A 15,481-nucleotide genomic window follows, 5' to 3' on the forward strand; every position below is an offset into this window, starting at 1 on the left:
CTGATTCACTGCCTTGTTCATTACAAATTCACCTCTTTTCGATTCAAATAGACGTACAGCGGGAAAGCCAATGCAGAAACGAGCAAGAATAAGATGACGTTTCCAGCTGTCGAAAGACCGTAAAAACCTGCTTGATATTGTTTATAAATAATTGAAGCGATTAAGTCCGTGCTAAATCCAGGCCCGCCTTTCGTCATCGCCCAAATCAAATCAAAAGAACGGAGACCGCCGATAAATGCGAGAATAATCACGGAATTCATCGCCGGGCGGCTGAGCGGCAATGTAATGTGCCAAAAACGCTGGAACGCGTTTCCTCCATCGATCATCAACGCTTCATAATAATCGCGCGGAATCGACATAATTCCGGCGATAAAAATCACGGTTGCCATTCCGACTCCTTTCCAGACATCCACGAGCGCCACCGACAAAAGAGCGATTCTCGTGTCGCCAAGCCAGTCCGGCCCCACAATGCCGATCGTTTTTAAGGCGAGGTTGATTAATCCTTTCGACGGATGCATCATCGCCATAAAAGCCACCCCAACGGCCACCGTGCTGAGGAGCGAGGGGAAAAACACCATCGAACGAATAAACCCTACGCTTCTTAACTTTGAACTCAAAAACACACCGAGAAGCAAACCAAGAACCACTTTTAAAGAACATGTCACAACGGCATAAATAATCGTATTTCGAAAACCGATATTTAACGATTCTTCCGTTAAAAACATTTTAAAGTTATCCAACCCAATGAATTTCCAATCGGTCAGCGACCACCACGTCATGCTGAAGAAAAACGACATGAGCGTCGGCAACAAGAAAAAGACAAAATAAATGACGCCAGCCGGGATCAGAAACCAATACGTATATGTGCGATTTGCCAGAGGATTCATTCGACCGTCACCTCTCTATGTCTCGAGTCAAAGGAAGCCCTGCCGAACGGTGGACAGGGCCTTGATTTTGCATCGATGCCGCAACCCGCTTACCATCCTTTCAAGCCAAGCTGCTTCGCTTGCTTTTCAACATCTTTATCATAAGACTCGGCTCCTTCTTTCGCCGATTTGAGGCCGCTTCCAACCGCAACGGTAATTTGTTCGAGGTTCGGGCCTTTGACTGGGCTTAAAAACTCAAGGGCAGGCGCTGTTTTGCCTTGTTCAAAGTACGGAAGCATATCTTTGACGGCTGTGTACGTATCATCCGGCAGCTGGATTCCTTTAATTGCCGATGGGCCATAAGGCTTCACTTTTGACAATAAAATTTGTTGCGCTTCTTCCGATACGAAGAATTCAAGCCATTTCTTCGCTTCTTCGACATGTTCGCTTGCTTTATTAATATAAATGCCTCCTGGCGACCATACCGTAATTCCATTGATATCGGGGCTGTCGCTCGGCTGCGGGAAAAATCCGATATCGTTCACTTTATCTGGATACAACTTTTCAATGTTTGGCAACGCAAAGGAAATCATTGGGTAATGAGCTCCTTTGCCTTCCGCCAGCATTTTCAAGCCGTCTTCATACGTCGTTGCGTTAAAATCTTTATTCATGTAGCCTTTCTTATAGATTTCCTCCAATTTTTCGAAGCCTCTTAATGCAACAGGTGTGGTGGCGATTTTTGCCTTATTGGCCGTGTAATCTTCCGCAAACGTCGGTTCCTGCGCAAGCACGTTATAAAAGTCGGCCAGAAACACAACTTGAGACGTCCACGTATGTCTGTATGTGCCAATCACCGCCGTTTTCCCCGCAGCTTTGATTTTTTCACAGTTGGCCATCAGTTCTTCCCACGTTTTCGGAACAGAAAGCCCAAGCTCTTGATACACTTTTTTGTTGTATAGCCAACCGCCCGCTGCAAAATTCCCAAGTGGTACACCGTACACTTTATTGTTGACAGTGACTGACTTCTTAAACGAATCTTCGAGTTTATCAATATACGGTTCATTCGAAAGATCGACGAAATTTTTCTCCGGATTTAGCGCTTGTAGAAGCGAACCAGAATTATAAGCAACTAAGTCTGTCATATCTCCTGTAGCGAGACGCGTTTTGACCAAGTTATCGCCTTCCGCCCTCCTGGACGGGTTTCGATTTCGGTTTTGATGTGATACTTCTTTTCAAATTCTGCGGAAATAGCTTTCAATGCCTCAAGCACAGGAGGATTTTCGTTGTCCGTCAATAATGTCAAAGTCGTCTCCTTTTCTCCCCCTTGCCCGAAGCGTTTTCTTTGCTTCCGCCGCATCCTGATAAAATCCCTGCCAATAGAGCAGTAGAACAAAGGATGGACAGCCACTTCCTTTTTGTTCCTGTCAAAGTCAACTCCCCTTTTCAATCTATTTGTTTTTTGTGATGTTTTTATTGTAAATGTTTTTTGTTTTGTTTGTAAGCGCTTCATTTTTTGGGGGTGTGTACGTTTTTTTTAGAATAACCCATCTTATTTCTTTTTTGGCTATTCCCGTTATCAATCACCATTCATCATGTTTGGTGACAGAATAAAAGTCAATACGCCCCATTATGCCAAAAACCTCGCTTCCATTTCGTCAATGCAGCGAGGCCTCTTTTTATTGGTCAAAAATATCTCGATATTGTCCTGGTTTCATGCCGGTGTATTTTTTAAACAGCTCTGAAAAATGACGATAACTATGGTAGCCAACCTTCTGGCTCACTTCGCTGACTTTTTCTCCCTCCCGCAACAGCTTCTTCGCCTGTTCCATTCGCACGTTTGTTAAATATTTAATGTACGATTGCCCCATTTCTTCTTTAAACAGCAGACTAAAATAAGCGGGATTCATGCCTACATACTCCGCCACTTCTTGCAAAGTCAAATCGCGAAAATAATATTTCTCAATATAATCGCATGCTTTGGCAACAGCTTCATGCTTAATTTCCCGGCGCGCAGCAAGCAACCGTTCCATCATTTTCTCCATTTGCTCCTGAAACCACCGGTACAAGTCTTCTTTTGTACGGATGGCTCGAATATGGATATGCGGCAAATAATGAGGGTCGTTGATGGCAATCATGTCTTTGTGAACCTCTTTCACCACTTCCAAGGCAAGATAAATCATTTTCAACAGTTCCTGTTCCAGTATATCGGGATTTAATCGCTGTTGATCAAGCTGCTTGAGAAAACGTTGCATTTGCTCCCTAAGTCCCTCTTGATCCCCAGAGCGCATGCAAAAAATCATGTTTTCCTCTTGTTCAGGCAGGTTCATCGGAATATTTGGGTTCTTTCCAACATCTTCAAATCGAATTAAACCGTTCTCCTGCATAAATTGCCCATAACGCAGCGCTTGTAATGCCTCTTGATAACTTTTGGGGGCATCTTCCACATACTCATATGTTGTTCCCGCCCAATGACAAGTTTTTCGTCTTCAAAATCCATGATCCATTTCTCCCACAGTTCTCCGTTCAAATGCGTAAGATGAAAAACAATAAACAAACGTTCCTTCCCGTTTCGAATATGAACGGCTTTGTATGAATCGTCCTCCGGAAGGGACCATCCTTCATGGAACGTAGCAAGCACGGTCACCCCTTTATGCGTTCAGCTTCTTCCCCAAAACTTTCTCTCCATTTTGGTATGGCTTCTTTTCCTAGCATCAATAAATCAAACGTCGCTTTTTCCAACAATTCTGCTCTCATATCATTCCATTTGGATTGAATCATAGAGACGTTTTGCCGATGTTCGATTTTCTCGATCGTCCGTTTAATCGCTTCCTCGATCATCGGAATGGTAATCGGTTTTTCTAAATAATCCACAACTCCAAGCTTCAGCGCCTTTTTGACGTATTCAAATTCATTAAAACCACTGAAAACAATGCAAATCGTATCCGGAGCCATAGATAAAATGTTCTCGATGACTTCCAATCCATCCATTCCCGGCATGCGAATATCCGTGAAAACGATATCAGGACGAGTCGCTTCAAATAATGCCAAAGCATCCGTTCCGTTTGCAGCTGTTCCCGCCAGTTCAATTCCGTACTGCTTCCAATCAATCATCGTTTGCAATCCTTGAAGCACAATATACTCATCATCAAAGATGACGGCCTTTAACATTTGTCGTCACCTCCCGCTTCTGGACGAAACTTGATCTCCACTGTCGTTCCTTCGTTCACTTGGCTTGATACCGTTAGTGAACTTTCCGGTCCGTAACATAAAACCAATCTTTCCCTCACATTCCGCAACCCAAACCCTTGTTCAATCTGTTTCATATCCGCGATCCCACTCCGTTATCACGGATGACAAAAACAACTTGTCCGTCTACGATGCTTCCAATGACTTCAACAGTCCCTGGCCCCACTTTCGGTTCTAAACCGTGGTAAATGGCGTTTTCAACTAACGGCTGAAGCAGCAGTTTCGGGATTTTTTTCTCTATGACAGCACAATCCACTTGTTCGATATAACGAAAACGATTTTGATACCGAATGTTTTGAATGGTCACATAATGGCGGATATGTTCTAATTCTTTGGACACGGGAATCATATCCTCCCCTTGGTTCAAGCTCAACTTGAAGCTTTCCGACAACGCGACAGCCATTTGCGCGATTTCATGGTGATTTTTCAGTATAGCCATCCAATAAATAGAATCGAGTGTGTTATATAAAAAATGCGGCTTGATCTGCGCTTGAAGAGCTCTTAACTCCGCCTCTTTTTTTTCTAATTGAGCACGAACAAGCTTTTCGTTCAATTCCTGATTTTCTACCGTCACCTTTTGGAAAATTTCCCGCAGATTCATCAACGGCTTCGCTACTCTCCCAGACGCAAAAAAGGCGAAAAAAAGGGCGAAAAGACCAAGAACTGACGAGATAAGCGCGGTTGCCACCCGATTTGGCGGGCTTGCTTCAGCAGCTCCTTTTCTTTGATGATTTGGATAAAAAACCATTCTGTCGTTTCATTCTGATAGCTGCTAATTAGATACCCTTTTCCTGCAGCTGATGAGGAAAAGATTTTGCATCGCTGTTTAAAAATTTTAACAGAAGAGGCGGAACTTTGTTAAAAACGTCTTTCCCTTCTTTGCCCGTGAAATCTAGGATCGCCCATTCAAAGCTTTTCTCCTGCGGAAATACTCGTTGAAACATCGACTTTCGAATATTGACAACCAATAGACCTATTTTCCGTGGATGAAACACATTTTGCGGGTCCCTTAACAATTTTACCGATGAAAACGTGCTATTTGACTGTCCTTCATTAAGGACATTGTAGCCAAAAAACACCGGTCTTCCTTGTTCTTCTAGACTCCTCTGATACCATGGAAAGCGGGCGATTTCCTGATGAACTCCGCCTTTTCCGTATTTCCCGCTGCTGTTCGGATTTCCGTAACAGACCGCACGGTAGTGATTATCAAATAAACAGATGGAATCAATGTATTGAGTATCAATGAAGTAGCTTGAGATTAAATGTTCGATTTTTCGCGTCGTGTCTTGGTCAAGTCCACCGCGCACATACTTCTCACTGTTGACGAGTTCATTCCGGACATCCCATTCCATGAGATCAGGCGTTCCATGTTGATGATGTTTTGGAACAACAAATCCGCCACATGACTGGATGTCTGCAACTGTTTTTCCATTGTTTTTAGTTGATGATCAATTAATGTGCTTCTCGCGATATGAAACGAAACAAAACCGAGCAACAACAAAGGAGGGATCGAAATGCCGATCATGAGGAGGAAATATTTGCTGCGAATGTTGTCTTTTAGGCGAATTTTACTCCATATGGAACGAATAGTTTTCATCTTTCATCCAACTTTCTTTAATGGCTCTGTCATGATGGCACGGAAACGAGGAGGAACGGGATCGTCAATCTATTACGCTTGACGATCCCGTTTATGATCAACAACATTACCGTTTCAACAGCACCTCTTCTTCATACTTTTGCACTTCGGCCAACCAATGTTCCCTTACCGGAACGTTCATCGACACGCAATATTCATCCCACACCGCTCCGAACGGATACGTTTTAAACTCTTCCATCAGCGCAAGCCGCTCTGTGAATCGCTCTTCCTCTTGCAGCTTCTTCAAGTGATCGTGCGGTAATAAGAGTGCATAAAGCAACGCTTTGATCATATTGCGCGTGCCGATGACCCACGCCGCCACCCGATTGATGCTCGCGTCGAAAAAGTCAAGGCCGATCATAACGCGATCCAGCGCCTTGTTGCGGACAACTTCTAAGGCGATTTCCTTGAGTTCATCGTCCAAAATGACAACATGGTCGCTGTCCCATCGCACCGGCCGTGAGACGTGCAACGCCAGCTTGTCCAAATAAAGCAACAGAGCGGAAATTTTATTCGAAATCGTCTCCGTCGGATGGAAATGGCCGGTATCAAGCAGGTAGATTTTGTTGCGAGTCAAGGCATAGCCAAGATAAAATTCATGCGACCCAACGACGTACGCTTCAGAACCGATGCCGAACAGTTTGCTTTCGACGGAATCGAGATTGTATGCTTCATTGATCGGCTCGGCAAAAATTTCATCCAATGACTCTTTGAGCCGCTCCCTTGGAGTGAGCCGGTCGCTCGGAATGTCTTTGTAGCCGTCAGGAATCCAAATGTTTGTCAAGCACGGCGTACCAAGCTGCTCTCCGAAATAAGCGCCGATTTTCCGGCTGGCAATGCAATGGCGAATCCAAAATTGGCGAATCTCGTTGTCTGGATGAGACAGCGTCAAACCATCGGCCGCTTTTTCGTGGGAGAAGAGCGTCGGGTTGAAGTCCAACCCAATCCCCCGATCTTTCGCCCACTCAACCCAATTGGCAAAATGCTCCGGGGACAATTCGTCCCGCTCGACCGCCTTGCCGTCGGTTTCTGCATAAATCGCGTGCAAATTGACGCGGTGTTTTCCTGGGATCAAGGACAGCGCTTTGTCCAAATCTTGCCGCAATTCATCCGGCATGCGCGCTTTGCCTGGATAATGGCCCGTCACGTCAATTCCACCGGACAGCTCACGCTTTTGCACTTCAAACCCTGTAATATCGTCCCCTTGCCAACAATGAATGGAAATCGACACTTTCTCCAATGTGCGCAACGCCTCATCAACGTTGATCCCCCACTGCTCATACGCTTGTTTCGCTTCATCAAACCGATCGCGGGCCATATCGTCACTCTCCTTTTTTCGGGACAAATTTTTTTAACGGGAACGATTGACGAACAAGCAGCCGAGCTTCTTCCAACGTTCTTACTTTTCCAAGCGCCAACCATTGGGCAATGAGGTTGCCGATCGCCGTCGCCTCGACAGGTCCAGCATAGACGGTCTTCCCAGTGGCATCAGCGATCATCTCATTCAGCCATTCATTTTGACAGCCACCGCCGATCACATTGATTTGCTGGAATGTTCGTCCCGTTGTTTCTTCCATTTCGTCTACTGTCTTTTGATAGCTAACAACTAAACTATCAAACACGCACTTAGCGACTTGCGCCGGGGTTTCGGGCACCGGCTGATTCGTTTCCCGGCAGTACGCTTGGATGGCAGCAATCATGTTCTCCGGCTTTAAAAACCTCTCATCATCGACATTGACGATGGCATGGAAATGACGCTCAGCACGGGCCAAGTCAGCCAGCTCGGCAAAGGAATATTGATTTCCATAGTTTCGGCGCACTTCTTGAATCATCCATAACCCCATAATATTTTTCAAAAAGCGGAATCGGTAATCAATGCCACCTTCGTTCGTAAAATTATAGCTGCGCGCCTTAGGCGAGCAAATCGGCTCATGACATTCCACTCCCATTAACGACCATGTACCTGAGCTTAGGTAAATCGTATCGTCCAGCTCAGGAACAGCAGCGACCGCCGAGGCGGTATCATGGGTGGCCGGCAAAATGACTGTCATCTCAACGCCGAGCTCTTCCGCGATGTCCTTGCGCAGCGGGCCGAGCACAGTTTTGGGCAGCTGCAGCGGCTGGAACATCGTTTCCTTGAGCCCAAGCTCCCGCACGAGTTCCACATCCCACGTTTTCGTCTGCGCGTTCACAAGCTGCGTCGTCGTCGCATTCGTATATTCATTTGTTGTTCGGCCGGTGAGCAGATAATGGAAGTAATCCGGGATCATCAAAAACGTATGCGCCCGTTCCAATACATCCGGCGCTTCCTGTTTTAAGGCATACAATTGATAAATCGTATTAAACTTTTGAAATTGAATACCCGTTCGCTCATACAGCCGTTCTTTTCCGACAATGTCAAACACTTTTTCCATCATGCCGTCGGTGCGCGGATCGCGATAAGCCACGGCATCCGTCAATCGATGGCCACGTTCATCTAAGAGCACAAAATCGACCGCCCACGTATCGACGCCAATGCTCGTTGGGCGCAATCCTTTCTCCCGACATAATTGAATGCCTTTTTTGATTTCCGCAAATAAATAGGCAACATCCCAACAAAAATGATTTCCTTTTTGGATCATTTCATTGGCAAAGCGGTGTACTTCAACGAGTTGAATTTGCCCCCCTTTGATCCATCCCGCCATTACGCGGCCGCTTGACGCACCGATATCGACGGCTAAACAACATTCCATCATGCTGCCCCCCTCCGCAAGCGCTTTCCTATTCATTCAAGAAAACAGCGGGAAAGGGCATCCTTTCCCAGCTGTTGATTAGCGTGGAAACGCGGCTGGCACGCCGCCATCGACCGTCAACATGCATCCGGTCGTTTTTTCCGCTTTCGACGAGGCAAAAAAGGCGATCGCCTCGGCGATGTCTTTCGGGTACACATTGACAAGCAGTGTCGTCCGTTTCCGGTAATAGTCTTCAAGCTCATCGGGTTCAATGCCGTACGCCTTTGCCCGCTCTTCGCGCCACGCCGAATTCCAAATGGCGGACCCTTGCAAAACAGCATCAGGAAGAACTGAGTTGACGCGAATGCCGTATTGCCCTCCTTCAGCGGCGATGCAGCGGGCCAAATGCGTTTCCAACGCCTTCGCTGCGCTGTAAGCAGCCGCATTTTTCCCCGCATACACCGAGTTTTTCGAGCCGACAAACACCATGCTGCCGCCGATGCCTTGTTGTTTCATTTGCTTGAACGCCTCACGGGCGACAAGGAAGTAGCCGGTGCCAAGGACGTTCATGTTCAAATTCCACTCTTGCAGCGTTGTTTCATCAAACGGGCTTGATGTCGCCAACCCAGCGTTGTTGACGACAATATCAACCCCGCCGTAGGCGAGCGCCGCTTCGGCAAACGCCTGTTTTACCTCTTCTTCGTTCGTCACATCCATGCGGACGGCCAATGCTCTTCCCTCGCCATACGCCTCATTGATCTCCGCAGCGACTTTCTCTGCCCCTTCGATATTCAAATCCGCCACCACAACGTGCGCGCCTTCCGCTGCGAGCCGCCGGCACGTTTCACTGCCGATGCCCCCCGCTCCACCTGTAACCAATGCGACTTTCCGCGAAAATTCTGCCTCGGGCGGGGCGAGCGTTAACTTATACAGCTCAAGCGGCCAATATTCCACTTGATACGATTCTTCTTCATTTAACGAGACAAAGTTTCCTAGAGCCGCCGCTCCTTTCATCACCGCAATCGCCCGATGGTACAATGCACCGCTGACGTTCGCCATAGTTAGACTTTTTCCTGTGTTGACCATGCCCAGACCAGGAATCAAAATGACGCGCGGCGCCGGTTCAAACATTTGGTCGCCTTCTTGTTTGTTTCGTTCAAAGTACGCTTGATATTCGTCTTTAAATCTCGCAATTCCTTCTTTTACTTTTTCGATCAACCGCGGAACATCTTCGGACTGTGGATCCCAATCGATGTAAAGAGGAACCCGTTTCGTATGCACCAAATGATCCGGGCAAGCCGCCCCGACTTGCGATAGAACCGGTGCATCATAGCTGTTGACAAATTGCAACACATCATCGGCATCGTCATAGGTGACAATCATGCGTTTTTGATCGCTGACCGCCCCACGGATGACTGGCAATACTTGAGCGAACACCGCTCTCCGTTCCGCTGCTGGCAGCGGTTCATATTTTTGTCCGCCAAACACCTGTGCTTCATCGATGCGCGCTTGGATGTACTGTTCTGCTTCGTTAATAATCGAAATCGTTTTGTCATAACATTCTTTCGCCGTATCTCCCCAAGTGACAAGACCGTGTTTTTCCATCAACACGAGCTCCGCATTGGGGTTGTTTTTGACTCCTTCGGCAATCATTTTGGATAATGTGAATCCAGGACGCACATAAGGAACCCAAACAAAACGATTCCCATAAATCTCTTCGGCAATTTGTCGGCCGTTATCAGCGCAACAAATGCTGATAATCGCATCTGGATGCGTATGATCGACATGCTTGAACGGCAAAAACGCATGAAGCAGCGTTTCAATCGACGGACGCGGGTGTCTATGGTCGATCATGCAATGGGACAAATACTCGACCATTTCTTCATCTGACATTTCCTCGCGCTCCATCAGCGGCCGGATATCCTCAAGCCGCAGTCCGGTAAAATGCTTCGCCTTCATCGTCGCTAAATCAGAGCCGCTTCCTTTCACCCACATCACTTCAATCTCACGGCCGCGGAAATCTTTTTCGATCGTCTTCATCGACGTATTTCCCCCGCCCCAGTTGCACACCGAGCGGTCGGAGCCGATCAAATTAGAGCGGTAGACGAGCTCCTCGAGCCCTTTAGAAAGTCGGGCTGCTTTTTGGTCATCCCAACGATTTTGCACCATTTTTGTTTCGCCACCTTTCCTATTTTTTATCAAGAATTATTATAATATGTTTTTGGATTTATTTGAATAAGTTTATTTGTTTTTGTTTTTTTATGAATATAGATCGTGTTGGACATAAAATCGTTATCTACCAATTCACTTAATAAAAAGTGTTCAAAAAAGGTATCTCAAACCAACTGGTTTAAGATACCTTTTTTCATATTTTTAGTGAATTTTAGAAATCGTAGTTCCCAGCATTCTCTGCAGTGAAATCAGTCGGAGGTCCCATGATCACAGTTTTGCCATCCTCTCGTACTTCGATCGTCCCCACATTTTCTACATTTTGCCCATTTTTAGGTGTTTTGCCTTCAGCTAAATCCTTTGCAAGAGCAACGGTTAAATAGCCTAGTTTGTTCGGTTCCCACAAGATGGCAACATCCAATGAACCATCTTCTAAGAAAGGCTTCGAATCTTTAGGTAATGCTGTACCGACAACAGCAATTTTATCTTGCAAACCTTTTTCTTGAATGGCTTGAGCAGCACCTAATGGAGCTGGAGTCGAAAATGCCATAATACCTTTTAAATTCGGATATGATTTAATTAAATCCAGTGTTTTTTGATAAGCAACTTGTTGTTTTTCATCTGTAGCAATTTTATCTGTAACTAGTTTGATGTTTGGATAATTCTCTTGCAGTTCTTTCTTGGCAGCATCAATCCAAGCATTTAAGTTGGCTGCGGAAAGCCCACCGGTTAGGATAGCGATTTCTCCTTTGTCAGTTCCCATCTTTTCAACTAATGTCTTCGCAATATGGCGACCGTAAGCATCATCATCAATTTGGTGAACTGATAATTCCACAACAGATTGGTCCGCTGGTGTATCCCAGTCCATGACTTTAATTCCCTGTTCTTTCGCTTTCTTCAATACTGGTGTCAAAGCAGCAGGATCATTGGGAGCGACTGCAATCACATCTACTTTTTGACTGATTAAATCTTCGATGACTTTGACTTGTTGAGCAGCATCCGCTTCTGTTGGGCCAGTATAAATAACATCAACCCTAAATCTTTTCCAGCTTGCACTGCTCCTTTTTCTGCTGCATTGAAATAAGGAATACCAACAAGTTTTGGGACTACAGCGATTTTCAATTTACCGTTTTTGGATTCCTTATTTTCGCCAGCTTGGTTGCTGTTCGTTCCGCTATTTTGAGAAACACAGCCTGCAAAAAGACCAACTAAAAGAATAAATGAAATAAGTGATACTAGAACTTTTTTTAGTTTCACGTAAAGCTCCCCCTTTATAAAATTTAGCAAAGTTTTGCCGTTAATCTCACTGAACTGGTCAGATTAACTTTATGTTTTACAAAGTAGCCTGTAGTTTTTTCTTTTGCTCTAACTTCACTTTAATAAAATTGATTACAAGAACAGAAATAAGGATTGCACCCATAATAACATTAACAATCGCCCGCGGAACACCAAGCAAGTTTAATCCGTTGGAAAGCACTTGGAAAATGATGACCGCGTATATGGTTCCAGCTACTTTCCCATACCCCCTTGTATTTCTGTGCCTCCTAAAACGGCAGCGGCCACGCTTTGCAGAAGATATGAAGACCCAAGGTCTACCTTAGCCATATTGTATCTTGAAGTCATAATAATCCCTGCCACCGTTGCAAGGAATGAGGCATAAAGGTAGACTTTCAGAAGAATCCTGCTATTGTTAACTCCCGAAAAAAGAGTGGCGACAGGATTGCTTCCAATCATGTACACACATCTTCCCCAGTTTGTTTTTCCTAAAAGAATGGCAGTGAAAATGGCAAAGAAGACGAAGATGATCATAGACAGCGGAACTAGCCCGAGATAATAACCATTTCCTATCAATTCATAAGCTTCACTAAACCCAGAAATTGAATTCCCTTTGGTTATACTTAATATCACCCCCTCAAATAAAACCATCGTTCCTAGCGTAACAAGAATCGGCGATACACCGATTTTTGAAACAACAAATCCGTTAACAAAACCGCAAATTAGACCAACGAAGATGCCGACAAGTATGGCTGCCATCATGGAATAACCATGGCTTTGCATGATGGCAATCGCCACGCCGGATAACGCTGCGGTATAAGTAATGGATAGATCAATACCACCTGTTATGATGACAATCATCATGGCCAAGGAGATTAATCCAAACTCAGGCAACTGGAACATCATATTATTTAGATTTCCCATGCTTAAAAATCCCGGGGCTATAATCGCCATAACGCAAAACAATCCCACAGCAATCAATCCTAATATGTTCTCTTTTGACAACGCTCTCATTTATGCCCCCCTTTCTATGACTCTACCTCAATTTTTGCCAGTTTGTCTTTGGTTCGTTTATATTGAATATGATCATATGAAACAGCAATCAAAATAATGGATCCAACCACTATTTTCTGCCAAAACGTATCGATTCGCGCTAAAATAAGACCATTTTGCATAATCCCCAACAAAAGAACCCCTAAAAATGTTCCCAAAATTGTTCCACGTCCTCCCATAATATTGGCACCGCCCAACACAACGGCTGCAATAACTGAGAGTTCGAATCCAACTAGGCCGTTTGGGTCAACTGCCTTTGTGTAAGCGACTTGCGCAATGGCCGCAATCCCAGCTAAAAACCCCATATAGGCAAAGACGAAAATCTGAACTTTATCAAAGTTAATACCGGCCCTTATGGCTGATTCCTTATTTCCACCAACCGCTAAAATTTCACGGCCAATAACGGTGTACTTCAAAATAAACCAAGTTAAAAGCGCAACAACAAGAAATATCAAAATGAGAATAGATACTCCAAACACTTGAAAATTAGCAAAATCAATAAAGATTTTGGGGAAGTTTGTGCTGTTTAAATATTGACCGTTGGTGATATACAAAACTAACCCATTAATCATACTCATTGTTCCAAGCGTAACTACAATAGCTGGGATCTGAATTTTGGACACAAGAAAACCATTGATCCCCCCAACACTCCCCGAGTAAAGGGGCAATTACAAATAAAAGAAGAAGTGATATTGGACTGTCCGGCAGGAGCAACAAAAGTCTTCCGATAATTACGCAAACAGCACTAGTTACCGCCGCTACTGATACATCGATCCCCCGGTAATAATGACCAATGTCATCCCTACAGCTAAAATACCAAGAACAGCATTTCCTTTCATAATATCAACAATATTGTCAAATGTTAAAAATACAGGACTGATAAATGACAGCACTATAGACAGCATAATCACAATCACGGCAATACTCATTTCTTTTGATTTAAAAACAGTCTTCACATTTGCACCTCCTTGTCTGCTGCGTATGTTGCTGAATACTCGTAGTTTATCTGTTGCTTTGCTCCGAGTAACGCATAGTTCATAATATTTTCCTGGGTGGCCTCTTGAATTCCCAGTTCACCCACTATTCTTCCATGCCTCATGACTAAAACTCGATCACTTACCGCTAAAATCTCCGGGAGTTCCGAGGAGATCACAATAATCCCCATTCCTTCTGAAGCAAGCTGACGGAGAAGTTGATGAATTTCTGTTTTAGCCCCAATATCAATGCCGTTCGTCGGTTCGTCAACAATTAAAACTTTCGGTTTGGTTGAAAGCCATTTTCCAATGACAACCTTTTGCTGGTTTCCACCTGATAACTGGCCAACAGCCATTTCCGGTATAGGCGGCCTAACATCAAGTGTTTTCATATAGTGACAGGCTAAATCAACTTCCTTTTTGCGATTAATTAAGCCAAACATATTTCGAAACGTTTTCAAAATGGGCAGAGATATATTATTAATAATCGATTGTCGCAGAATAAGACCTTGAGTTTTCCGACTTTCAGGAATATAGGCAATTCCTTTTTTCACCGCATCCTCCGGTGACGTTATATTTACTGTTTTTCCATTAACTTTAATTTCACCTGTATAAGGTCTGTTAATCCCAAATATCGCTTGGGCAAGTTCCGTTCTTCCTGAGCCAACCAGACCTGTAATTCCTAAAATTTCCCCTTCTCTTAAACTAAAAGAAATATTCTTAAAATTCCCCTTTTTTGATAAATCCTTCACTTCTAAAACCGTATTTCCTATCTTTCTAACTCCTTGATTTCTTTCGTACTGGACTTTGCGTCCAACCATTAAAGTAATAAGTTTTTCCTCATCAAGTTCCCCTTTCAAAAATGTTCCAACATATTTACCATCCCTCAAAACAGTAAACCGATCGGAAACGGTAAATAGTTCTTTTAATTTGTGACTGACAAATATAATAGAAATTCCTTTTTGTTTAAGATTATTTATTACTCTATAGAGCTTTTCAACTTCTCCCGAGGATAGCGACGATGTCGGCTCATCCATCACAATGAGCTTAGAATCGAATGCAATAGCCCTTGCAATTTCAACAAGTTGTTGTTGAGCAACGCTTAAACGTTCAACTGGAATGTCTAAATCGAGATGAACATCAAGTTCTGTTAGCGCTTTCTCCGCTATCTCCCTTACTTTTCCCCAGTTTATTTTTTTCCACGACTTGCTGTTGCTATCTCTTCCTATATATATATTTTCCGCCACTGATAAGTTAGGGAATAAGCTTAGGTCTTGGTAAATAACCGATATCCCCTTCAAAGTTGCATCTAATGGCCTTTTTATATGCACCTTTTGCCCCTCAAAGTAAAATTCCGCACCAGGGTCCGGCTGATAAATTCCTGCCAATATTTTAATAAGTGTGGACTTTCCTGCACCATTTTCTCCGATTAAAGCATGAACTTCACCATGTTTTACTTCGAGACTGACCTCATCAAGCGCTTTAACCCCAGGGAACGTTTTGCTAATACGATTCATCCTCAATAAATATTCAGACATAGTCCATCCCCTT

16 protein-coding genes are annotated in these 15,481 nt (G+C 44.3%); all 16 read right to left on the reverse strand.

Going from position 1 to position 15,481, the window contains the following annotated elements; genetic code table 11:
* Nucleotides 1-20: 20 nt before the first annotated feature.
* Entirely contained in the window at nt 21-887 is an 867-nt protein-coding gene (locus A0V43_RS06045; RefSeq protein WP_063192630.1) for a carbohydrate ABC transporter permease, read from the reverse strand.
* 89 nt (nt 888-976) lie between these two features.
* A complete protein-coding gene (locus A0V43_RS06050; RefSeq protein ID WP_236930955.1) occupies nt 977-2,008 on the reverse strand; it encodes an ABC transporter substrate-binding protein in 1,032 nt (343 codons plus the stop codon).
* Nucleotides 2,005-2,223 (reverse strand): hypothetical protein, encoded by a 219-nt coding sequence (locus A0V43_RS20310; protein ID WP_236930957.1) that lies wholly within the window; start codon nt 2,221-2,223, stop codon nt 2,005-2,007. Before A0V43_RS20310 ends, A0V43_RS06050 begins: the two co-directional genes overlap by 4 nt.
* 319 nt (nt 2,224-2,542) lie before the next feature.
* Nucleotides 2,543-3,310, reverse strand: coding sequence for a helix-turn-helix transcriptional regulator (locus tag A0V43_RS20315; RefSeq protein ID WP_236930959.1), 768 nt, complete (start codon nt 3,308-3,310; stop codon nt 2,543-2,545).
* Between the two features lie 196 nt (nt 3,311-3,506).
* Nucleotides 3,507-4,034 (reverse strand): response regulator, encoded by a 528-nt coding sequence (locus A0V43_RS20320; protein WP_236930961.1) that lies wholly within the window; start codon nt 4,032-4,034, stop codon nt 3,507-3,509.
* 151 nt (nt 4,035-4,185) lie between these two features.
* On the reverse strand, nt 4,186-4,860 hold the full coding sequence (locus A0V43_RS06060; protein WP_063192631.1) for a sensor histidine kinase: 675 nt from the start codon (nt 4,858-4,860) through the stop codon (nt 4,186-4,188).
* A 28-nt stretch (nt 4,861-4,888) separates the two neighbouring features.
* On the reverse strand, nt 4,889-5,464 hold the full coding sequence (locus A0V43_RS06065) for a cache domain-containing protein (protein ID WP_063192632.1): 576 nt from the start codon (nt 5,462-5,464) through the stop codon (nt 4,889-4,891).
* 351 nt (nt 5,465-5,815) lie between these two features.
* Nucleotides 5,816-7,066, reverse strand: coding sequence for an L-rhamnose isomerase (gene rhaA / locus A0V43_RS06070; protein ID WP_063192633.1), 1,251 nt, complete (start codon nt 7,064-7,066; stop codon nt 5,816-5,818).
* 4 nt (nt 7,067-7,070) lie between these two features.
* Nucleotides 7,071-8,483, reverse strand: a complete 1,413-nt coding sequence (rhaB, locus tag A0V43_RS06075; RefSeq protein ID WP_063192634.1) for a rhamnulokinase — start codon at nt 8,481-8,483, stop codon at nt 7,071-7,073.
* A 75-nt stretch (nt 8,484-8,558) separates the two neighbouring features.
* A complete protein-coding gene (locus A0V43_RS06080) occupies nt 8,559-10,628 on the reverse strand; it encodes a bifunctional rhamnulose-1-phosphate aldolase/short-chain dehydrogenase (RefSeq protein WP_025950638.1) in 2,070 nt (689 codons plus the stop codon).
* A 214-nt stretch (nt 10,629-10,842) separates the two neighbouring features.
* Nucleotides 10,843-11,652: an autoinducer 2 ABC transporter substrate-binding protein gene (locus tag A0V43_RS06085; protein WP_236931020.1), complete on the reverse strand. Its 810-nt coding sequence runs from the start codon at nt 11,650-11,652 to the stop codon at nt 10,843-10,845.
* On the reverse strand, nt 11,592-11,885 hold the full coding sequence (locus tag A0V43_RS20325) for a hypothetical protein (protein ID WP_063192636.1): 294 nt from the start codon (nt 11,883-11,885) through the stop codon (nt 11,592-11,594). The genes A0V43_RS06085 and A0V43_RS20325 overlap by 61 nt, the downstream gene beginning before the upstream one ends.
* Before the next feature lie 252 nt (nt 11,886-12,137).
* The gene (locus A0V43_RS06095) at nt 12,138-12,917 is read right to left on the reverse strand and encodes an ABC transporter permease (RefSeq protein ID WP_063192637.1); all 780 of its coding nucleotides are present in this window, start codon (nt 12,915-12,917) and stop codon (nt 12,138-12,140) included.
* Between the two features lie 14 nt (nt 12,918-12,931).
* Nucleotides 12,932-13,579: an ABC transporter permease gene (locus tag A0V43_RS06100; RefSeq protein ID WP_164834612.1), complete on the reverse strand. Its 648-nt coding sequence runs from the start codon at nt 13,577-13,579 to the stop codon at nt 12,932-12,934.
* 135 nt (nt 13,580-13,714) lie between these two features.
* Nucleotides 13,715-13,912: a hypothetical protein gene (locus A0V43_RS06105; protein WP_063192639.1), complete on the reverse strand. Its 198-nt coding sequence runs from the start codon at nt 13,910-13,912 to the stop codon at nt 13,715-13,717.
* Nucleotides 13,909-15,468 carry a sugar ABC transporter ATP-binding protein gene (locus tag A0V43_RS06110; RefSeq protein WP_063192640.1) on the reverse strand — a complete coding sequence of 520 codons (1,560 nt, stop codon included), beginning with the start codon at nt 15,466-15,468 and terminating at the stop codon, nt 13,909-13,911. The genes A0V43_RS06105 and A0V43_RS06110 overlap by 4 nt, the downstream gene beginning before the upstream one ends.
* Nucleotides 15,469-15,481 lie beyond the last annotated feature (13 nt).

This window comes from Geobacillus sp. JS12 (genome assembly GCF_001592395.1).
Lineage (GTDB): Bacteria > Bacillota > Bacilli > Bacillales > Anoxybacillaceae > Geobacillus > Geobacillus zalihae.